This window comes from Bartonella rochalimae ATCC BAA-1498, assembly GCF_000706645.1.
Taxonomy (GTDB): Bacteria; Pseudomonadota; Alphaproteobacteria; order Rhizobiales; family Rhizobiaceae; genus Bartonella; species Bartonella rochalimae.
Genome location: NZ_KL407338.1, coordinates 36,209 through 58,546, shown reverse-complemented (window position 1 = coordinate 58,546; position 22,338 = coordinate 36,209). Strand labels below are relative to the sequence as shown.

General features: G+C 34.4%; 18 protein-coding genes, 1 tRNA gene and 1 pseudogene. 6 read left to right on the top strand and 14 right to left on the bottom strand.

The features are described from left to right. Nucleotides 1–510: 510 nt before the first annotated feature. Nucleotides 511–1,419 (bottom strand): cation diffusion facilitator family transporter, encoded by a 909-nt coding sequence (locus tag O99_RS05025; protein WP_035006910.1) that lies wholly within the window; start codon nt 1,417–1,419, stop codon nt 511–513. Between the two features lie 750 nt (nt 1,420–2,169). Between O99_RS05025 and O99_RS05020 the strand changes: the two genes are divergently transcribed. Beyond that, on the top strand, nt 2,170–2,985 hold the full coding sequence (locus tag O99_RS05020) for a TrmH family RNA methyltransferase (RefSeq protein ID WP_035006908.1): 816 nt from the start codon (nt 2,170–2,172) through the stop codon (nt 2,983–2,985). A 53-nt stretch (nt 2,986–3,038) separates the two neighbouring features. On the opposite strand, the gene mnmA is transcribed toward O99_RS05020, so the two are convergent. Further along, nucleotides 3,039–4,268 carry a tRNA 2-thiouridine(34) synthase MnmA gene (gene mnmA, locus O99_RS05015; protein WP_035006907.1) on the bottom strand — a complete coding sequence of 410 codons (1,230 nt, stop codon included), beginning with the start codon at nt 4,266–4,268 and terminating at the stop codon, nt 3,039–3,041. 320 nt (nt 4,269–4,588) lie between these two features. On the opposite strand from mnmA, the gene sciP reads away from it, so the two are divergent. Further along, nucleotides 4,589–4,864 (top strand): CtrA inhibitor SciP, encoded by a 276-nt coding sequence (gene sciP, locus O99_RS05010; RefSeq protein ID WP_035006904.1) that lies wholly within the window; start codon nt 4,589–4,591, stop codon nt 4,862–4,864. Between the two features lie 120 nt (nt 4,865–4,984). Here the strand turns inward: sciP and O99_RS05005 are convergent, their stop codons facing one another. Beyond that, on the bottom strand, nt 4,985–5,371 hold the full coding sequence (locus O99_RS05005) for a hypothetical protein (RefSeq protein ID WP_035006902.1): 387 nt from the start codon (nt 5,369–5,371) through the stop codon (nt 4,985–4,987). Nucleotides 5,372–5,924: 553 nt separating this feature from the next. Between O99_RS05005 and ctrA the strand changes: the two genes are divergently transcribed. Beyond that, the gene (gene ctrA / locus O99_RS05000; protein WP_035006900.1) at nt 5,925–6,626 is read left to right on the top strand and encodes a response regulator transcription factor CtrA; all 702 of its coding nucleotides are present in this window, start codon (nt 5,925–5,927) and stop codon (nt 6,624–6,626) included. Nucleotides 6,627–6,769: 143 nt separating this feature from the next. On the opposite strand, the gene chpT is transcribed toward ctrA, so the two are convergent. Then, a complete protein-coding gene (chpT, locus tag O99_RS04995; protein WP_035006898.1) occupies nt 6,770–7,408 on the bottom strand; it encodes a histidine phosphotransferase ChpT in 639 nt (212 codons plus the stop codon). Nucleotides 7,409–7,619: 211 nt separating this feature from the next. On the opposite strand from chpT, the gene O99_RS04990 reads away from it, so the two are divergent. Together O99_RS04990 and O99_RS04985 are read left to right on the top strand one after the other, a co-directional pair. After that, nucleotides 7,620–8,216: a DUF1134 domain-containing protein gene (locus O99_RS04990; RefSeq protein ID WP_035006896.1), complete on the top strand. Its 597-nt coding sequence runs from the start codon at nt 7,620–7,622 to the stop codon at nt 8,214–8,216. Between the two features lie 23 nt (nt 8,217–8,239). Then, the gene (locus O99_RS04985; RefSeq protein ID WP_035006895.1) at nt 8,240–8,902 is read left to right on the top strand and encodes a hypothetical protein; all 663 of its coding nucleotides are present in this window, start codon (nt 8,240–8,242) and stop codon (nt 8,900–8,902) included. A gap of 479 nt (nt 8,903–9,381) precedes the next feature. On the opposite strand, the gene O99_RS04980 is transcribed toward O99_RS04985, so the two are convergent. Together O99_RS04980 and O99_RS04975 are read right to left on the bottom strand one after the other, a co-directional pair. Beyond that, nucleotides 9,382–10,500, bottom strand: a complete 1,119-nt coding sequence (locus O99_RS04980) for a DegT/DnrJ/EryC1/StrS family aminotransferase (protein ID WP_035006893.1) — start codon at nt 10,498–10,500, stop codon at nt 9,382–9,384. A 45-nt stretch (nt 10,501–10,545) separates the two neighbouring features. Continuing rightward, complete coding sequence (locus O99_RS04975; protein ID WP_035006891.1) at nt 10,546–11,502, bottom strand: Gfo/Idh/MocA family protein; 957 nt, start codon at nt 11,500–11,502, stop codon at nt 10,546–10,548. Between the two features lie 171 nt (nt 11,503–11,673). On the opposite strand from O99_RS04975, the gene O99_RS04970 reads away from it, so the two are divergent. Next, nucleotides 11,674–11,750 (top strand) — tRNA-Met (locus O99_RS04970). A gap of 438 nt (nt 11,751–12,188) precedes the next feature. On the opposite strand, the gene O99_RS04965 is transcribed toward O99_RS04970, so the two are convergent. From O99_RS04965 to xseA, 8 genes and pseudogenes are all read right to left on the bottom strand, one after another. Then, nucleotides 12,189–12,974 carry an ABC transporter ATP-binding protein gene (locus O99_RS04965; protein ID WP_035006889.1) on the bottom strand — a complete coding sequence of 262 codons (786 nt, stop codon included), beginning with the start codon at nt 12,972–12,974 and terminating at the stop codon, nt 12,189–12,191. A 1-nt stretch (nt 12,975) separates the two neighbouring features. Continuing rightward, a complete protein-coding gene (locus tag O99_RS04960) occupies nt 12,976–13,845 on the bottom strand; it encodes an ABC transporter ATP-binding protein (RefSeq protein ID WP_035006888.1) in 870 nt (289 codons plus the stop codon). Continuing rightward, on the bottom strand, nt 13,838–14,755 hold the full coding sequence (locus O99_RS04955) for an ABC transporter permease (RefSeq protein ID WP_035006886.1): 918 nt from the start codon (nt 14,753–14,755) through the stop codon (nt 13,838–13,840). Before O99_RS04955 ends, O99_RS04960 begins: the two co-directional genes overlap by 8 nt. Nucleotides 14,756–14,758: 3 nt before the next feature. Then, nucleotides 14,759–15,772: an ABC transporter permease gene (locus O99_RS04950; protein ID WP_371441550.1), complete on the bottom strand. Its 1,014-nt coding sequence runs from the start codon at nt 15,770–15,772 to the stop codon at nt 14,759–14,761. A 168-nt stretch (nt 15,773–15,940) separates the two neighbouring features. Next, nucleotides 15,941–17,548 (bottom strand): ABC transporter substrate-binding protein, encoded by a 1,608-nt coding sequence (locus tag O99_RS04945; protein WP_035007378.1) that lies wholly within the window; start codon nt 17,546–17,548, stop codon nt 15,941–15,943. 182 nt (nt 17,549–17,730) lie between these two features. Next, the gene (locus O99_RS04940; RefSeq protein WP_035006883.1) at nt 17,731–19,350 is read right to left on the bottom strand and encodes an ABC transporter substrate-binding protein; all 1,620 of its coding nucleotides are present in this window, start codon (nt 19,348–19,350) and stop codon (nt 17,731–17,733) included. A gap of 734 nt (nt 19,351–20,084) precedes the next feature. Continuing rightward, nucleotides 20,085–20,712 (bottom strand): annotated as a pseudogene (locus O99_RS04935) (DNA-3-methyladenine glycosylase I). Further along, nucleotides 20,690–22,123 carry an exodeoxyribonuclease VII large subunit gene (gene xseA, locus O99_RS04930; RefSeq protein ID WP_035006881.1) on the bottom strand — a complete coding sequence of 478 codons (1,434 nt, stop codon included), beginning with the start codon at nt 22,121–22,123 and terminating at the stop codon, nt 20,690–20,692. The pseudogene O99_RS04935 and the gene xseA overlap by 23 nt, the downstream one beginning before the upstream one ends. Nucleotides 22,124–22,338: the final 215 nt, after the last annotated feature.

Below are 22,338 nucleotides of genomic sequence, written 5' to 3'. Positions count from 1 at the left end.
AGAAAGTTTTTTACTAAGATATGCTATTTTATAATAATTAGCTCTTCTATCAAATTCCTCTTGAGTAAATTATGGATAAAGAGAACAATCAAAAATATGCAACATTAAGTAACAGGACCACATAAACGTACCTAGCTTAATTCAATAATTTATAGAGAGTTATGGTCAGTGATACTGTTCATAAGGGTGAAGAAATTCAAAATACAAACAAAAAAGATAATTTAAATCGGCATCTTTTTGCCTAAATAATTTCAAGTTTTTCCCTTCGAAAAGAAACAATTCATAATCGCTTTAGTGAAAACCGTTATTGATCCCGAATACAATAATAAATCTAGAGTTCAGTATCATTGTAGAAGCATTCGTAACAATTTTCTTGTTATGCTTTAAAAAAAATTCTGTGTTCCTGCAACGTACTCTTAAATCATAAAAAAACAATATCAATAAACATAGCATATATTCACTCTCTCTTTGAGAGTCGCTCTCTTTATAAATTATAAAACAATAAAATTCTTACACAAAAGGAACAAATGCTGTACCAAAACGCAATTTAGCTTCATTTTCAGGTTCTATATGAATAGTAACACGGACATTTTTAAATTCCGCTTCAAGTGCATTCTCAATATTATTACAAATCTGGTGTGCCTCTCCTACTTGCATATCAGTTGGTACAACTAAATGAAACTCTATAAAAGTAATCCTACCAGCAACACGCGTTCTTAAATCATGGACTTCAATTGCACCGGATGCACTCATTGAAATAAGATTACGAATCCGCATCGTTTCATTTAATTCAACCCCAACATCCATGAGACCCTGAATAGCATTATAAATTACCTTACCTCCCTGCAAAAGAATATTAATAGCGACAATTACTGCCAAAATTGGATCTAAAACAGCCCATTCAGTTATAAATGCAGAAACCAACCCTATTAAAATGCCAACTGAAGTTAAAACATCCGTCATTAAATGGACTCCATCAGCTTTAAGAGCAGGAGAACGGTGAATTTTTCCTTGTCGAATAAGAAGCCATCCCCAAAAAAAATTGATAATACATGCTGCCAAATAAGGACAAAGCCATATTCCAGGTTTTTTTGGTGCTTCAACTGTTATAAATGCTAGCCATGCTTCTCTTAAAATAAAAATTGCCGCAATAATGATGAATACGCCTTCAAGAAAAGCAGAAAAATACTCTGCTTTATGATGTCCAAAAGGGTGGTCGTGATCAGCAGGCTTCATACTTATTTTAACTGCCCACCACGCTGCTAAAGCGGCAAGAATATTTACAATAGATTCTAGTACATCAGAATAAAGAGCAACTGAATTTGTGATATAATAGGCCCAATATTTTAAAGAAAATACAATACAAGCCGCTCCAATAGATAATATAGTCAATCTTTGTATCTGTATTTTTGGATCCATAACTCAATAATCTTTTTTATTATAACGAGCGATAATATTTTTAATATATCTTCCAACACTCTCTTAAAATAAAAAGAAATATTAAGAGAAAATAAAACTAATTTTTATAATTTATCATCACTTTTCCACAGTTCTGATACAAATTGCTTTACAAAAAGGCAGCTTAGATACTATTTATCAAAAGTTGATTTTCTCCAGATATCAAATACAATTAATCTGGCTATCAACAGCTTCTTAAACAGCTTTCTCTTTATTACCTTTAACTGAAACGGATAACTTTTATATTTAAATGCGGCAATCCTAATACATTGCCTATATTACTCACCCTTATGACATGAATAGACATCAAAAAATACAAAAAACTAAGAGTTTCACTCCAGCTTTTCTCTTATACTTTTAAATGCAACAACCACTATAAATAATTTCACAGAAAAATAATTGTCAAAATCACCCCTAAAATAGAAGAAAATAAGTTTTAATAAACATCTCCTAATATAAAAATAAAGAACCTGGGCATTGGGAACCCAGATTCTTTTTCCTTTTAATAAGGATTTACAGGCTTAGGAAATAGCGGGGACCTAAGATCCTGTACCCGATATGAAAACAATATATTTGCCGCACTCGGTACATGTTATATATACTTATGGTTGTATATTGTCAATAATATTCTACTTTAAAGTTAAAAATAATATTTTTTATCTTTCTATTCAATACCTAGTGATTTAAAAAAAATAATGTTAAGGATTTCATATGATTCTGAACATCACCACAATTCACGAAGCCGATGATCCATGTTTGGAAGCTTACCGTAATATTCGTGAAAAAGATCTCGTTGGACGACAGCATCAATTTATTGCTGAAGGAAAAACGATATTATCATCATTGCTGCATTCAAAAGAATTTTCTACCTTATCATTGCTTGTTGTTGCAGCACGCCTTTTAAGTATTATGCCCATTTTAAAAGAAACAAAACCAACATGCCCTATTTATTGTGTTCCGCAAAAAATCATGGATGATATTGCTGGTTTTCATGTTCATCGTGGTATGCTTGGCATTGGGGAACGTAAAAAACTACCATCATTAAAAAAGTTTTTACAAAATCTTCCAGAAAAAGCTTTGATTTCAGTTTTATGTGGCATCTCTAATTATGAGAGTATGGGAGCTATTTTTCGTAATGCAGCTGCTTTTGCTAGCACTGGTATTATCCTTGATAAAACGTCTTGTGATCCTCTTTATAGAAAATCAATCAGAGCTTCTTCTGGAGCAGCGTTAAGTGTACCCTATACACGAGGAGATGATATTGAGAGCATTATAACCGCTTTAAGTAATGCGAATTTTAAACTTTACACGCTTTCCCCTTCTGCTACCTGCTATCTTAAAGATGCAAAAGCAACAAAACACACAGCACTTATTTTTGGAATAGAAGGGAATGATTTGCCAACACATATTCTCCAAAAATCAGAGACTTTGCGAATTCCTATGGCTTATGGCTTTGATAGCATCAACCTTGCTACAGTGTCAGGTCTTACCCTCGCACATTTTGCTGATTTTGATCAATTGAATTAAAACATTCATATTTAAAATAAATTATCAAATGATATCCTGTTTATCTTATATATTTATTTACATACAAAGGATGTTTCATCTTTGAAAAAGGATGAAGTTTTCGTTTTCAAATTACATAAAACTTTCTTCAACATTTTTTCAGTGTCAGCGGCACGTTCTGCACACGTAATAAATCCACCTCCAAGAATACGTGCTTCATGACTATTATCATTATAAAGAACGCAAGCTTGACCTGGGGCTACACCACTCTCACTTTCTAACAAATCAACAAAAAATGATCCTTGCTTATAATGTAAACGCGCTGAACGTGGAGGACGCGTCGAACGAACCTTTACTGCAACCTCAATACCGTCAAGAGGAAAATTATCTAATTGTTCATCACCAAGCCAATTCACATCACGTAAAAAAAGTTTACGTGTTTCCAACATCTCACGCGGACCAACAATAACACAGGCATTTTCTACATCAAGATAAATAACATAAAGCGCTTCACCAGTTGAGACACCAATTCCACGACGCTGACCAATAGTATAATTAACAATTCCTGAATGTTCTCCCAAAATCTGCCCATCAATATGAACAATAACTCCAGGATTTGCAGCCTCTGGTCGTAACTTTGTAATAATATCAGAATATTTTCCTTGTGGAACGAAGCAGATATCCTGGCTATCGTGTTTATTGGCAACAACTAAGCCCATTTCGGTCGCTATTTCACGCACACGCTCTTTTGAAAGATCACCCAATGGAAAGCGTAAATAATCAATTTGCTCTTGTGTTGTAGCAAATAAAAAATAACTCTGATCACGATCAGCATCAAGAGAACGAAATAATGCTCGATGTGCACCATGGGCACGACTGCGAATGTAATGACCTGTCGCTAGAGCATCTGCACCTAACTCATATGCAGTTGTTAACAAATCCGAAAATTTAACAGTTTGATTGCAAGAGACACATGGAATGGGTGTTTCTCCATGCGCATAGCTTTCTGCAAAAGGATTAATAACAGCCTCGCGAAACCGTTCTTCATAATCCAGAATATAATGAGGCACACCTAAAGTTTCCGCTACACGACGTGCGTCTTCAATATCTTGCCCTGCACAGCAAGCCCCTACACGATGTGTTGCAGCACCATGATCATACAATTGTAAGGTAATCCCCACTACATCATAACCTTCTTTTTTTAAGAGGCCTGCAACAACTGACGAATCAACTCCTCCAGACATCGCAACAACAATACGAGAATTTTTAGGGTGCCCTGGCAAATCAAGACTATTTAAAAACATACATTCACTCTCTATTTTTTAAAATGCCTGCTAAATATATGCACTATGCTCCGTTTATATTATTTTTTTGTCTTCCCTACAACTAACGAGTGATATCAGACTGTCAAAGAAGGAGCTTAAAGTAAAAAACAATCAATTAAAATAGAGGTTTTTTCATAAAAAATTACTATAAATACTATAACATATTGTTTTATTTATAATATCTGCAAATGATTTTATTAATTTTTCTTTTAACAAGTTTAGTTCTTTTTTAAAACTCATATATTATTCATATATTATATTGAGGTCTCTAGCTCTTAAATATTACAGTAGAAAATACAATGACTGATTTAATAAAAACACAAATAAAATATGTTATTGGTCCGGATGGAAGTCCACTCACCATCACCGACTTACCGCCTACAACAACAAAGCGTTGGGTTATCCGTCGCAAAGCTGAAGTTGTTGCAGCTGTTAGAGGTGGATTATTAAGTTTGGATGAGGCGTGTCAACGTTACACTTTAACTATAGAAGAATTTCTTTCATGGCAAAGTTCGATTGATGAACACGGTTTAGCTGGATTACGGACAACTAAAACCCAACAATATAGGCATTAAATAATGATGTCGGTTCAAAATTTTATTTCAAAATAAGCCAAGCTTTTTTAAGCTTGGCTTATTTTTTTCTTTCAGCATATAAAATTTAAAAATCTATCTATATAGAATCTGGAGTTTCAACTACCCAACCATTGAATGGAGTTGAGTAAAAGTATGATGATTATCTGTTGCTGTCTTATCCTCATTCTTTTCAAGAATTTGCGCACGTTGAAGCTCTGTATCAATTTCTTTCAAGGCAATTTTAGCATTTGTTTCCTGCAACTTTAAACCACGAATCGAATCTGTGAGATTATCACGCCTCTGTCGTGCTGCACGAGCAAAAGCTGAATAAGCGAAATGATGAATATCATTATTTCCCGATCTACGCTCTTCATTAACAATTTGTTCTTCGAGCTCTAATACCATTCGTTCAAATTCTGTAATCATCATCTCAAGCTGTGCAATTTCACGACGCTTCTCTCGCACTTGAAACATCTTTAATTGCACCATATTCTGCTGTGACTTCATACCTCATACTCCTTAAACTACACCAAAACTCAAATTAGCGCTCATATATACCCTCTATACCTTTATTTTCACTCTTTTCATTGAAAATAAAAAGCAATTTTTAATTTAAATTTCTTTAGCATTTTAAACTACTACAAACGAAGCCTCATTTTAAAAGCGCTAACTCTTTCTTCACATGATGCTCTTATTAAATCGAAGAGACTTAAATCTCGGTAAATAAATATAAAAATTTTAAAACAGTAAATTATAAAACTTTTTTGCGTCACAAATTAATAAAATATAGCACCGATTATCCTATCAAATTTTTAAAATATGAAATTTTTCTAAAATAATTTTATTCACCTCTTTCAAAAATAAAAATATTTTGTTAACCACTATCTAAGATAGTGGGGGAAACAGCGGCAATTGTTACGCGTACTGCTGAGCTATTCATAAGCACTTAAATATTAAGTGTTTGATTTTGTGAATTATTTTTTATGAACAGTCATTTTACTAACTGTTATGAAATAAAAATGCTCCACTTGATTCGGGAGGAGCAAGATGAGGAAATGAAATGCGCGTATTATTAATTGAAGATGATAAAACAACCACTAAAAGCATCGAATTGATGCTAAAATCAGAAAATTTTAATGTTTACATTACTGATCTGGGTGAAGAAGGTATCGATCTAGGTAAACTCTATGATTATGATATCATTTTGCTTGATCTGAATCTTCCTGATATGTCAGGCTATGAAGTCTTACGGACTCTAAGGCTAGAAAAAATAAAGACTCCCGTGCTTATCCTTTCTGGTATGGGAGGGATTGAAGATAAAGTTCGTGGTTTTGGCTTTGGTGCTGATGATTACATGACTAAACCTTTCCATAAAGATGAATTAATTGCACGTATTCACGCTGTTGTTCGTCGTTCTAAAGGTCATGCACAATCAGTTATCATTACTGGCGATCTTACTGTTAATCTCGATGCTAAAACAGTCGAAATTGCAGGTCGTCCTGTTCATCTAACAGGAAAAGAATACCAAATGCTAGAACTTCTATCTCTACGCAAGGGTACTACACTTACTAAAGAAATGTTCCTCAATCATCTCTACGGTGGTATGGATGAACCTGAACTCAAAATTATTGATGTCTTTATCTGCAAGCTGCGGAAAAAACTGGATGCAGTATCTTCTGGCGTCAATTATATTGATACAGTTTGGGGACGCGGTTACGTATTACGTGATCCAGTTGAAGAAAACATACGAAAAACTGCTTAAATAACAAAAATCATAACTCTTAAAATCTCAGATATTATATGCTGAGATTTTTTTTGTTATTGATCAATAAAAATCCTATAATTATCATTCATTAAATAGCATCTCAGCTATTTTTTTTAATATAGTGAAAAATTTTATCTTGTTCAGAACTTCTTTATACATTCGAAAATAATGCAGTCACTGGTTTCGTGTATGCTTATTTTCATAGCTGTTATCTCAGCAAGTAATATCGTATAATAGAACTGAGCAATACGTGCATCAATTAGCTCTTCCGGCATTTTTCCGTTATATAATTCAATAAAATGAGAAGGGATACGTAATATTTTACCACGAATTTCGAATCGAAATAAACGTTGATCTGTATTTTGTAAAATTACAACACCTATTTCACCACCTTGAGAAACCGTCGCATTTGCAATCAATAATAAATTAAGCAAAAGTTTAATTTCATCTTTCGGTAGAAGAAAAGAAGCAGCCTGCCATTTCAAAATTGCTTTTTCTTCTTTCATATATTGTTGAGACACTTGTTCAGCAAAAATCGTATCTACTTTGTCCTCTACTCCTCCTACAGCCCCAAAAGCTAATCGCGCAAATTGTAAACGTGCAGAAGCATTTGCAACAGATAAACGCACTAATTGTAAAACATCTTCATCAGCATTACCTTCATCATAAAGCTCCATAGCATTTTGAATAGCACCAATAGGAGAAATTAAATCGTGGCAAATACGACTACAAAGCAAAGCAGCCAAATCAGTAGACTTCAAAGAAATAGCTAATGTCATATTTATATAGCTCCTCAATTCTGAATGTTTTTCAACTGCAACTCTTAGCACCTAATGTATGTACAGAAATTGAACAATCACATTAAAATCTTCTTTTTAAGAATAAATTTAAGAATTTAAATAACTTTATGCCTTATTTTCTATCTATTGGATAAACATTATAATTCGTATTTGTGTATAAATTAACTTAAAATTAAAAGGGAAAAATCCCATGACACACTCTCTTTTATCACGTTGGTATATGAATATTGTACTTTTTGCATCGCTTTTATTCATAATAACAAATATTGCAAATGCCCAACTCTCACCAATAGAAGAAAATGATCAAAATTTCTCGTTGCAAGAAATTATTTCTTCTGGTCATAATTTTTTTGGGAAAACAGCAGGAAGCATAGCCACTGCAATTGAAAAAATTTTTTCACGACACGGACATCCAAGTGCTTATATTTTAGGAGAAGAAGCATCTGGAGCTTTTTTTGCCGGATTAACTTATGGTGAAGGAAAAATCTTCACAAAAAATTATGGGCAGCATAAAGTTTTTTGGCAAGGTCCTTCTATAGGATGGGATTTTGGCGGTCAAGGATCCCGTTTAATGATCTTAGTTTATGATCTTAATAAGATAAATAATTTATGGGGACGCTATGGAGGTATTTCAGGTTCGGCCTATTTAATTGCAGGAGTTGGCTTTCATGTTCTTAAACGGGATAATACTCTGCTCATTCCGATACGCACAGGCATTGGCGCACGCCTTAGCATCAATATGGGATATTTAAAATTAACACCCACACCAACATGGAACCCATTTTAACACTCTGACTGAAAAGAGGCATTATGTTTATCCAATCAATTCTTTTTTTTATTCTCGGAATTGCGACCATTTCTTGGTTATTAGTACTGATTTCCCCTCTCATTTGGCGTAAAGTTCTTCATTTTGCATACAAATCTGTTTCTGCAAAAATTCCGTTATCGCTTATTGAAATACAAGCAAACCAAAACTTTCTTTGTGCCCAGCATGCCGTAGAATTGGCGCGCCATGCACAAAAATATGATTCTTTACAAAAAAAATATGCTCAACTAAAAATACAACTTAGCCTCCAAAAAGAACAGCTCTGCTCTTCATATTTTCCACCGCAGTGCACACCCCTTCTCTCTCCTAAAACAGAATCGGTAGAGAAAAAAAATAATGTTCTTGCAACAAATACTTTCATAAAGGAAATTAAAGCTATGCATGAGAAAATAGCGCATTATAAAAAACGCTTAAAAAATATTCAAATAGATGAGCTTGATACTGCTGCTAAAGATCAACTACTGCATGAATTATGTGAAGAAACAAAAGAATTAGCAGCCACGCTAGCTGCTCACATCGCTATAAAAGAGGGTAAAGACTCATCTATTAATAAATTAATTAAAGGCTCTAAAAACAAAAACGACCTTGCATCTTATATTCGCAAAAAAATTGTTAATACTAAAAAAACTCCCCTCCCTGAAAATTAATTACAGCTAAACAATAAAAGACGTTTTTGATAAGCTGATAACTGAAAGATCAACAACGAACATCATTGATTAATATCAATGCCATGAAAACTTTGTTATTATGAATTCACACTGTCAACAATAGCTAATTTGCAAATGATAAACTTTTACTATTCAAGTTTCATCTGTAAAATATCGTATTTCTTTTATAATTTTTCTTATTTTAAAGTTTTTTGCAGTCTTTTAGGATATACAATCTGACCAAAATATTAGTATAATGAGAGGATATTTATGTTTTCCTTCATACTGGCATGAATATTTGCAATTTCTTTTTCTATAAATAGGACTATATTCTCAACTTTCATGATCCATTTGATATCAGCGTTATAAGTGAAAGAACGCATGAAATCATTAATAGATATGAAAAGTGATATAGACTGAATTAATCAGGACCTTACAGTATACAATGTTCCATAAATAGTGCGATTCTTTTACAAATTTTACGCACTATAAAAATCTCTTATACATTGAATAATTTTATCTTGATCGCTTTGAGATAAATAAGGATACATAGGTAAGCTTAAGACACAACTTCCTAAATACTCAGAAACAGAAAGAGAATCCTTTACATAGGGAAAATTTTTATAAGCTGGTTGTAAATGTAATGGAGTATTATAATAAACCATTGTAGGAACGCCATTTTTTTGTAAATAGGCTTTTAACTGATCACGATTTTTCACCTTAATAGTGTATTGTGCATAAGCACAACGAACATTTTCTTCCACTTCTGGAACTGCCACAATATCCTTTAAATTCTCAGAATAACGTTGAGCAATTGCTGCACGTTTTTCTATCTCATCTTCAAAAATAACAAGCTTTTCTAACAAAATCGCAGCTTGAATTGTATCTAATCGTGAATTCATACCAATACGCACATTGTCATATTGCGTTTTACCTTTACCATGAAATAATATTGAACGTAAAAGGGCTGCCATATCATCATCATTGGTCATCATAGCGCCCCCGTCACCATAACACCCTAAAGGTTTTGCTGGATAAAAACTCGTTGCGGCAACGTCACCAAAAGCGCCACACATAATATGACCACTTTTACCACCTATCGATTGAGCAGTATCTTCAATAACAAAAAGATTTTCTTTTTCAGCCACTAGAGAAATTTGACTATAGTCAGCAGGAAGCCCAAATAAATCGACAGCAATAATAGCCTTTGGTTTAAGACGTCCCTCTTTTTTAATCATTGCGATTGCTTCACAAAGTTTATTAACATCAATATTGAATGTATCGGACCTTACATCAACAAATACAGGCTCTGCTCCTACCAAAGCCGCAACCTCTGCCGTTGCAGAAAAAGTAAAGCTAGGACAAAAGACAGCATCCCCTGGACCAATATTTTTAGCCATAAGAGGCATCATCAATGCATCTGTTCCATTAGCACAAGCAATAACATGTTTAACGCCAAGATAATCTGCTAACTTTTCTTCAAATTCTGTTACTTTCGGTCCTAAAATATACTGACCACTGGCTATAACATGCGCAATTGCAGCATTAATTTTATCTTCGATGCGCGCACGCTGCGCTCCAAGGTCAATGAATTGCATATTAACTCCATTGATAATTACAATTAGGAAAGCATACTTTATCTTTTACTCATAATGGTCGACACTAGCTGCAGTTAAAACTCTTAAAATAGCGACAGCATCTTTCCCATTTGTACGAGGCAATTGACGTGTCTCAACACAATTTAGAAAATGCTGTAATTCGTAAGTAAGCGGTAAACCTTCACAAACATCAATATAATTTATCTTATCAACCTTAGAAACCCATTTTTTATTCTCCTGCCAAACAGAAAAATTGTGGAATGCTAATTTACGATTCCACGGTTCCATATCATCCAATACAAGCATAGCCTTTGTACCAACAACTGTTAAGCGCCTTTCGCAATAAGGGCTAAGACGTGAAGTAAAGAGGTGACTGCGTATACCATTGGGAAATGTCATATGAACATGCGCAAAATCAGAAAGCTGGTTAATCACTGCAGATCCTTCTCCATGCACCTGAGAAGGCTCACATTTTGTCAAAGCTAAAATCATTGAAAGATCATGAGGAGCAAGATCCCATAAAGCGCTGCTTTGTGTATGAAATTTACCGAACCCTAACCGATGAGAATAAATATAACGGATATCTCCTAATGCTTCTTGCTCTATTAATTCACATAATTTTTCAAAGGCAGGATGAAAACGCAAAATATGGCCTACCATAAAAATCCGCCCATATTCATGAGCAATCTTAACTTGAAGTTCAGCATCAGCTACATTCAAAGCAATTGGTTTTTCAACCAAAACATCCTTACCACTTTTAAGAGCCCGTAGCGCATTTTCTGTATGAAATTGTGGGGGTAAAGCTAGAACAAGTGCATCAATATCTTTATGAGTAAAAAGCTCATCGGGTGTAATAGCTATAACACCATACGTATTTGCAAAATGTGCAGCGCGATCAGCATCAGTATCAGAAACTGCTGCTAAAACTCCAAGAGTTTGAAGGGTCTGTATATGATTTTTACCCCAATAACCGCACCCTAAAACCGCTACACGTGGCGCCATTTTTTATGCCTTATTCTGTCAATTATATAAAATTTATACTTTCAATTCATTCCATATCCGGGATGAAACAGAATAACAAGAGAAAAGCTTAAAAACGATGCTTGACATCTTACTATTCTACCTCTTAGTATCCACAAAAGATAAAATGACTTAATCAGATTTATCTGTTTTGGCGGAGTAGCTCAGTAGGTTAGAGCAGAGGAATCATAATCCTTGTGTCGGGGGTTCGAATCCCTCCTCCGCTACCAATATTTATTTTATGACATTTTTTAGAAAAATTTTCATCATATAACTCCAATTAATTTTGCTGAATTATTATAAATAACTTTTTATAATCAATGAATAGAAAGCAATAAAAAATACATAAATTTTTCTTAAAAAAATTTTATAGTAATACTATTCTTTCATCACTCAAGGACTTAATGTAATTATATGGAAAAATGAAACAATTATTTTTCTGTATTTTTTATTTTCAATTTTTATAATAAAATGATTAAAAGCAGTATGAGCACAAAGAATAATACGAGTTGTTCAGAATTAATTGCTCGGATTTATAATGAAGTCATGTATAATCATATACACAGAACATAACCTGATCATTCAAATTAACTTTTCACCCTATACTTTTAAAATTCCTAGTTTTGAAAAAAGCTATCTAAAAAAGAAAGTTGATCTCCTCATAAGACTTATAATGCTCTCTCTTCTCTATGAACAATAGCCTCAATACTGGATTTAAAAAACATCTTTGTATAGTCATCTTTTGCGTGTAAATGACGCAAATCGCTATTGCTTAACTCCTCAACAATTACACCTTTATGCATAATCCCAGCACGATCGCATATATGTGCAATAACAGCAAGATCATGAGAAACCATTAAATAAGTCAAATGTTTTTCTTGTCGTAATGATTTTAATAAATTTAAAATTTCAGCCTGCACAGATACATCCAATGCAGATGTGGGTTCATCAAGTAACAAAACTGCTGGTTCAATAATCAAAGCACGCGCAAGAGCAACACGTTGACGTTGACCTCCAGATAATTCATGTGGATAACGATAAAAAAATGAAGAACCTAAACCAACAGAATCCAAAACATTCTGTATCCGTTCTTCTTTATTATCCATGTTATGGATGGAGAGAGCTTCAGAAAGAGCAGTATAAATCATTTTTCGTGGATGAAGCGATGCATAAGGATCTTGAAAGACCATTTGAATACGACGTAGAAAAGCCTTATCTTTTTTCTGCGGTACTTCTTTTCCATCAAAAATGACCTGTCCACTCGAACAGGGAACTAACCCAACTAATGCATTTAAAATAGTTGATTTACCGCACCCTGATTCACCAATCAAACCATAAGCTTCACCACGCTTAATATGAAAATTAACATTTTTCACAACTGGCGTTGCTCGATAACCACGTCCGAAGGTTACAGATAAATCAGAAACATCAACAATATTTTCATAATTGGTCATACTAACCTCTTTCAACACCATGAACAATTGCAGGCCCATCTAACCAACTAGGATCTCGCTCAGGAACAGCTAAAACATCAACTGGATTATCAAGCCGTGGCAAGCTTGCCAACAAAGCTTTTGTATAGGGATGACGTGCACGAGATAAATCAGATGCTGACAATTCTTCTAAGATACGACCAGCATACATAACCAAAACACGATCACAAAAATTAGCAATCATATTCAAATCATGACTAATGAAAATAAGTCCCATTCCAGATTTTGTTACAAGCTCATCCAGCACCGTTAAAACCTGAGATCTAACTGTGATATCAAGTGCGGATGTTGGCTCATCAGCAATGACTAAATCAGGTTTTGAAATAAGCATCATAGCAATCATAACCCGCTGCCCCATTCCACCTGATATTTCATGAGGAAATAACCGCATAACATGTTCAGGATTACGAATATGAACAGATTCGAGCATAGAAATTGTCTGTTTCCACGCATCCATTTTTGAAACACGATAATGAACACGGTAAGCTTCTATGATCTGATCCCCAATTCGCATTAACGGATTAAGCGAATATTTTGGATCTTGTAAAATCATTGCAATACGTTTTCCCCGAATAGTACGCATCTGAGACTCATTCGCAGATAACAAATCTATATCATCAAAACGCATTTTTTTAGCTTTAACGATTGCTGACTTCGGATTTAGTTTTAAAATCGCACGTCCAGTTATTGATTTTCCGGATCCAGATTCTCCAACAATTCCAATTTTTTCTCTCCCAGCAGAAAAGCTAACACCACGCACAACATCTGAAATACCACCTGTTATAGGAAATGAAATGTGTAAATCTTCTATCTCTAATAATTTTTTACTCATTGCGCGGGTCCAATATATCACGAAGTCCATCACCTAAAAGATTAAAACCCAGGCTCGTAAGCAATATTGCACAACCGGGAACTGCCGCCAACCACCAACTTGTCATCATAAATTCACGACCAGTTGAAAGCATAGCTCCCCATTCAGGACTGGGTGGCTGAGCGCCTAATCCTAAAAAACCAAGACCGGCAGCCGTTAAAATAATCGCAGACATATTCAACGTTAACCGTACAATTACCGAGGGAATACACATCGGTGCAATATGGAATAGAATAATTCGAAAAGAAGATGCTCCCTGTAGACGAACGGCAGAAACATAATCAGATAAGCGTATTGTCAAAGTTTCAGCACGCGCTAAACGTGCAATTGGTGGCCATGCTGCAATTGAAATCGCAATTGCAGCATTTTCAATACCTGGTCCTAAAACAGCCGAAAAAGCAAGTGCTAAAATCAAACTTGGAAAAGCAAGAAAAATATCAACAATACGCATCAAAATAGTATCAACCCATCCTCCTATATAACCGGCTGTTGTCCCTACAATGAGTCCTATAGGTGCCACAATAATGGTAGTTAGAAAAACAATATAAAGGGTAATACGCATACCAAAAATTAAGCGACTAAAAATATCACGTCCTAATTCATCTGTTCCTAAATAATGCGATGAAGATGGTGGAAGAAGTCGATAAGCAAGATCATTGCTTACAACATCATGGGTAGCAATCCAAGGTGCAAAAATTGCACATACAATAATAGAAAAAATAATAATAAAACCCAATAAAGCAGAAATATTACGAAAAAATCGGATTAACGAATGATAAAATTTTTGTATATTTGCCTGAATAACTGACTGTGGAACAGGCTTATTTGACCAATGTTTTAATTGGGGTTCGTTTTTGTGCAATATTGCCATAATTTAACGTGTCCTTGGATCGAAAATATTATAAAATAAATCAGAAAGTAAATTAATAACAATAAAAAAGCACCCTATAAGTAGTGTACAAGCTACAACCGCATTCATATCACCTGCCAAAAGTGCACTCGTTAAATAACGTCCAAATCCAGGCCAAGCAAAAACAGTTTCTGTTAACACAGCACCTTCTAATAAAAAAGCATAAGAAAGTCCAACAACAGTAATAATCTGAACAGCGGCATTGCGAAAAGCATGCTTCCAAACTGTTTGTCGCCATGATAATCCTTTAACACGTGCAGTAATAATATATTCTTGATTGAGTTGTTCAATCATAAATCCACGTGTCATACGGCTAATATAAGCCATAGCACCAAAAGCTAGAATTAAAGCAGGCATAATAATATGACTGAAAACATTGCCAAAAGCTTCCCATTGCCCTTGCATTGCAGTATCCAAAAGAAAAAACCCCGTCTTAGCTTCAAAAGAATATTCATAAATAAAATCAATACGTCCTGGACCACCAATCCAATCAAGCTTATTGTAAAATACCAATAACGCCATCAATCCAAGCCAAAAAGTTGGCGTTGAATAAACACACAGTGTAAAAAGACGTACAAAATAATCAATGGGTGAATTACGGTACATTGCTGCAATGATACCAAATGGAATACCAAAGCTTGTACCAATAATAATAGCAACTGTTGCTAATTCCAGCGTTGGAGGAAATACATGCATGATATCTTCTAAAATAGGACGCCCTGAAATCAAAGAATCTCCAAAATCAAACAAAAAAATATTTTGAAGATAGGTCCAATATTGAATGATCAATGGCTTATCAAGGCCCAAACGATAGAACATTTTATCGTAAGCTTCTTGACTAATATTATCTCCAAGAATAGCAATAACAGGATCTAAAGGAAGAAGGCGACCAATAAAAAAAGTAATGGTTATTAAGCCAATTAACGTAACAAATACCGAAATAAAAAGTTTAAAAATTTTGAAAAAAAAGGCCGACATATAGAATTTTCTCTGATTCGGCGATGCTGCTATATCCGTTTTTGACAATGATGAAGTTATCATAATATTTCCCTACCAACTTATGAAACATAAGTTTAGCGATATTTCTCGCCCTACAGTCAAACAAATTTTAACCATACATTACATATGACTTCGTTCATCATTTGATTACATATATTTTTCAGCTTTATTATAATAAAGCCTGAAACTATTCCAGACCCATTTTTTCACTGCAGGTCCTACTCCAATAGTATAATATGTCTGGAATAAATAAGCCATAGGACCGTGATTTAAAATATAATTTTGTAGTTCTCGATATTGCTCGAAGCGTTTACTTTTATCCTCTTCAAATAAAGCATCCATCACCATTTTATTTGCCTTTGCATCATAATATCCAGCCCGCCAAGCCAAATGCATATTATACGGTTTAGTAAATGTCGGATCAGGATTAAAAACATGATGCCATGAAGATGCATGCCCATCAGGGTCAGCTGTATTCCAACTCATAATAGCAATATCATAATTTCCACCACGAACACGATTTAATAATTGAGCTTGTGACATTTTTTCAATGGAAAGTTCAATCCCAATTTTACGAGCATTTTCTTGAATAATTTGTGCAACAGATGACATATAGGACAAACTGCCAATTAAAAGATTGGCCTTAAAGCCATTTACATAGCCCGCCTCTTTAATTAACTGTTTTGCTTTCTTCAAATCCAACTTAAATGGCACACCCTCTTTTTCATCTAAAGCGCCTGGTATCCCCAACGGCATATAACTTGCACGAGGAATAGCAATCCCTTTTAAAACAGTTTTACCGAGCGTATCATAATCGACTAGATAACGAAATGCCAAACGCACTTTTTCATTGGCAAAAATTACATTCTTATTATTCAACGAAAGATAAACAGACTGTGGACGTAAAACACGATGAATTGCAAGAGGCCCCTCTTGTTTCTCAATATCCAATATATCTTCTGAAGAGAGATCACGGGATATATCTACAACACCCTTTTCCAAAAGGAACCTCTGACTTGCTGATTCAGCCACATGAAGTATTAAAATCCGCTCAATTTTCGGCGCGTCTCCCCAATAATGTTGTGTTGCTTCTAAAACAACGCGCTCTCCGGGAGCCCAACGTACTAATTTATAAGGCCCAACACACGCTGAATGAGTCGCTAAATATTTATTTCCCATATCATTATTAACAGCATGCATTTCGAGTTTCTGCCGATTCAGCAAAGCAGAAGCATAAGATTGTCCAATTACAGTCAATATAAGACGCAGAGGATAAAGTTTATCAAATTGCATTTGTAAAGTTTTATCATCAAGAGCTTGGATCTTTGTTTCAACATTATCTTCAGTAAATCCGTAATCTTTTAAAGATTGAGCATAACTCAATCCTAATTTAACAACCCGTTGCATTGACCAAGCAAGATCTTGTGCAGTTGCTAATGTTCCATCATCAAATTTTAAATCATCACGAAGATGAAAAATGATTTTTTTCCCATCATCCAAAACATCCCAAGATTTGGCCATAGCAGGCTGAATTTCTGTAGAGTTATGTGGATCATACTGTACCAATGCACTGCAAATATTCGTCAATAACTCACTCGTTACAACTTCTACAGATTGTGCTGGATCAAAACTGGTAATCGAATCAATACTCCATGCCATCACTAATGTATTTTTAGGGGATGCATGCAACATTATTGGCATTAATCCACTAAAAAAAACAATTGATCCTAATAAAGCATAAATTCTCTTAAACATTTTCTTATACAGCCATTCAGTTTGCATTTTTTATTGTACCAACCCTTTCAAACAAAAATCGATGATGATTATTCAATTATAAGACAGCACCTTATTTTTCAGGTTCTATGTATAGAGAAATATACTTTTACTCGATTGCGCGAATTACTTACCCTTTACACATTGCATAATCCAATATGTATTTATTTTTCAATTGTATGATAGAAAATGCGCGGTGCACTATTCCAACTCCATTTTTTAATAACAGGGGAGATGGCTACAACATTATATTTCTGATACAGAAAAGCATAAGGTCCTTTTTGCATAAATTCATTTTGTAAATCGACATATCTTTGTGCCCGTTTTGTTTGATCTTTTTCAAACAAAGCGTCTTGAACTTTTTGATTCATCTCTTCATCAAAATACCCATGTTGCCAACTAGGATAAGCTGTATTTTTAGACTCAAACTGATTATCAGGGTTGAAAACAATCCGTGAAGCTGTCGTATGAGGATCTACAGACTCACTATTCCATCCCAAAATAATTGTTTCAAAAGCACGTGCATAAGCTTTTGAAAAAAGCTGTGTTCCTGCAAGACGCTTAATATTCAGACGAATACCAACCTTTGCTGCATTATCTTGAATGGATTGAACAATCTGCAAAGAATTAGAAGTTCCTATAAGAACACTTATTTCAAATCCGTTTGGATACCCTGCCTCAGTTAGAAGCTGCTTAGCTTTTTCAAGATCAAGCTTAAAAGGCAATCCTTCTTTTTCATTTAAAGCACCTAAACTTCCGATAGGCATAAAACTAGCACGAGGAATACCAGTACCTTTCAACACTGTTTTACCAAGCCCTTCATAATCAATAAGATAACGCAGAGCCAAACGCACTTTTTCATTGGATAAAATAGGATGTGTCATATTAAATCCCCAATAAAACATGGCTGACTGCAATACTTTTTCAACCTTAACATCTGTTTTTTCTTGAAGATCTTCTAAAATATCCACCGTCAAATCACGAGCGACATCAACATCTTTTTTTTCTAGCAATAAACGTTGTGTACTTGGCTCAGCAACATGGCGGATCAGAATTTTTTTGAGTTTCGGTTTCTCCCCCCAATAATGAGGACTAGCACCTAACAATACTGCTTCTCCTGCACGCCAATCGATTAACTGATAGGGTCCAACACAAGCTGAATGAGTCGCTAGATATTGGCTTCCCATATCACCATTCTTTTCGTGTTTCAGAATTGTTTCACGATCAAGCAAAAGAGCAACACGATTAGCAGCAATACTATTAAGAATGAGCTCTGCTGGATATGGCTTATCAAATTTCATCACGATAGTTTTTTCATCTAATGCTTGAATAGCATCATCAACTGTTTGTTTGGTAATACCATACTCTTTAAATGCCGTTGCACCTGCCATATCCAATTCAACAATCCGTTTCATACTCCAAACAAAATCATGAGCATTAGCAGATCGACCATCAGAAAACTTCAAATCATCACGCAAATGAAAGGTAATTACTGTATTATTTTCACCTGAAACATCCCAACTCTTTGCTAAACTAGGAATAATCTTAGTTGCATCATTGGGAGAAGAATCAGCCAAACTAGAGCAAATATTGAGAATAATTTCATGACTATAAACATCATTGATTTGTGCTGGATCAAACGTTTTAATTGCATCAAGATTCCAAGCCATTACAAACGTATCAACAGGTGTTTTTGCTAGTGTTTTTTGCTCAAAAATGCTTATAGATACAAGAACAGAAACAAAAAAACAGCCCGCTTTCAATATATTCTTTTTCATATTCATGGACTTTCCTTCCAGAATTTTATTATATAGATCAGCCGCTTACATATAAATCAATGAATTTACATCAGAAAACACTAAGTAAACATAACACAAGTATCTCTGTATACATAGTTATTACTTTGTTATTACTTTCTTAATCAATAAAACTTATTTCTTCATTGCATTATAAAAAACACTTTACTCACCATATCCAAATCTCTTTTTGATAATTAAGCACGACCGTAGCATGATATTTTGGTATTGTAAATATATCAAATCTTTTTGAATAACTGCTTCGACTAAAAGCGACCTAACTTTTAAAGACCAAACTAAAAAACAAGCCATCTTTGCATTTTAAGTCTTCAAAACGCTATAAAATACAGAACACCAATCTCTCTGATCACTTCCCCAAATTACCGTAATCAAAAAACAACATACAATTCAATGTATTTTATTCATTGAAAAATAAATTTATCATAGAGTTTCACAAAAACATACTCTTTTTAATTTTAATATTTATTCTCTTTCAGAAATATCATAAAATTCTAAATATTAAATTATGCACTACATCAATATCCCTCCCCTAATTAAGCACTCTAGTGAAGAGAGATTTTTTTAAGCTTAGATGCAAAATTTCTTCTTAAAATATTAATTTATCAACTGAAAAGATCTCATACACCCTACATAAACATTTAAATATTATTTTGTATGATAAAAATTTTACAACCGTGCTTAAATTTAAATACTGTGCAAATTTATCGACAAAAACATCCTTCAAGATGATCATTAACAATCCCTACTGCCTGCATAAAAGCGTAACAAGTAATAGGGCCAACAAATGTCCAACCACGCTTTTTTAAATCTTTAGAAAGGCGGATAGACGCAGGCGTTACAGAATTAGTTTTCCATGTCTGACAATCTGTCTTCTCATATTGTTCAGACTGTAGTGTCTGAAAAGACCAAAAATAATGAGATAAACTGTTCCATTCTGCTATAATTTCCTGAGCTTTGAGAGCATTATTAACAACTGATCTAATTTTACCTCGATGGCGAATAATGCCTTTATCTTGCATCAATATTTCTATTTTTTTTTCATCATACTGTGCAATCTTTTCAAAATCAAAACCATCAAAAGCATCATAAAAATTGGATATTTTTCTTAAAATTGTTAACCAAGCAAGTCCTGCTTGAAAGCCTTCAAGACAAATTTGTGCAAACAAAAGACGATCATCAAAAACAGGCTTTCCCCATATATCATCATGATAAGCACAATAAAGTGGATCAGTCCCTGCCCACGAACAACGAATTTTTCCATCTTTACCCATAAGAAGACCTTTATCAAGCATGAATATTCACCCTATCAAAAAAGCGTTCCTTGATCATCATCCTGCCACTGTTTTAATCGCTTCTTCGGTTTTGGAACGCTCTTAGACACAGAATTACAAGTTGAAACATTAATTTCACCATCAAAAAATCGTAAGCTTATCTGTCCTGTTTTAGGAAACTGTGCTAATCGTTTAATTGGTTTATTCTCTTGCCCTAAGGCTAAAACAAAACCACGCTCTAAAATACTTTGATAAGATGTACTTTTTAAAAGTCTAAATGCCATTTTTATTTGGGCACGTTTTTTTTCAACATTACGTAAAAAAGCATGATGAAGGCGTACTGTATACTCTTTTGTATTTTGTTGTGCTTTTTTAGTATTCAACAAACGTGGGGAAAGTCGGATAACAAGTGTATAAAAATAAAAACGTTTTTTATCATAATTAACACAAAGAGCACGTTGTAACCGACTTGAAATTTCATCAAAACTACGCCGCGGCAAAGCAAATAACTGATCAGCAGTAGGAAGACCTCGTACAACAGTAGATAATTTTTGTTTATAAAAACTAAAATAACGCGCCGCTCCTACGCGAAAGCGTAAGCTAAGTGAAGCTAAGTGTGTTTCAAGATCGAATTTAACTGGTACAGCTTTTTCCGCTGCTCCTGTAGGAGTTGGTGCTCGCCAATCTGCAACATAATCAATGAGTGTCCAATCTGTTTCGTGCCCAACTGCAGAAATAATTGGAATAGCAGATACACTAACAGCACGGACAACTGCTTCGTCATTAAATCCCCATAGGTCTTCTAAACTGCCCCCACCACGCGCCACAATAATAAGATCAGGCTTAGAGATAGCACTTTCTAAAGGTAGAGCGTTAAACCCAGCAATAGCAGCAGCTACTTCTTGACCGCTAGTCTCTCCCTGGACCCGTACAGGCCAAACAAAAATATGTAAAGGAAAACGGTCTGATATACGATGAATAATATCACGGATAACAGCTCCTGTTGGTGACGTCACGACTCCTATAACACGAGGCATATAAGGCAATTTTTTTTTCTTCGCCTCATCAAACAAGCCTTCGTCTGCAAATTTTTTCTTACGATTTTCTAAAAGAGTCATCAAAGCGCCAACCCCTGTTGGCTCAAGAGAGTCAATAATAATTTGATATTTTGATGATCCCTGATAAGTTGTTAACTTACCTACAGCAACCACTTCCATTCCTTCCTCAGGAGGAAATTGGAGTTTTTCTATCACACCTCGCCAAATAACAGCTTCTAATCGAGCTTTATCGTCTTTTAAAGCAAAATAGGCATGCCCTGAAGCGTGTACACCACGATAACCTGATATTTCGCCACGCACACGTACATAACCAAACTTTTCTTCAACAATACGTTTTAAAGCTCCTGCTATTTCAGAAACACTAAACTCTGCCGCATTTGTTGCTACTGATTTTTCAAGAAACAAATCCATCGTATTCTTCAATTCGCTTATATTGATGATAGACTAAACTATACTGATAAGATGACATATGTTTTCATTCTTTTTGTCCATAACACATCTTCTTGGATGAAACCCTTTTCATCTTTTTTAGGAAAGATAGACTTTTAAATCTTTACCGACAACAGGAATTATAATTTTTTAAATTTCTTCCATGTTATTTTAATATCAACACCACATTCACTCTT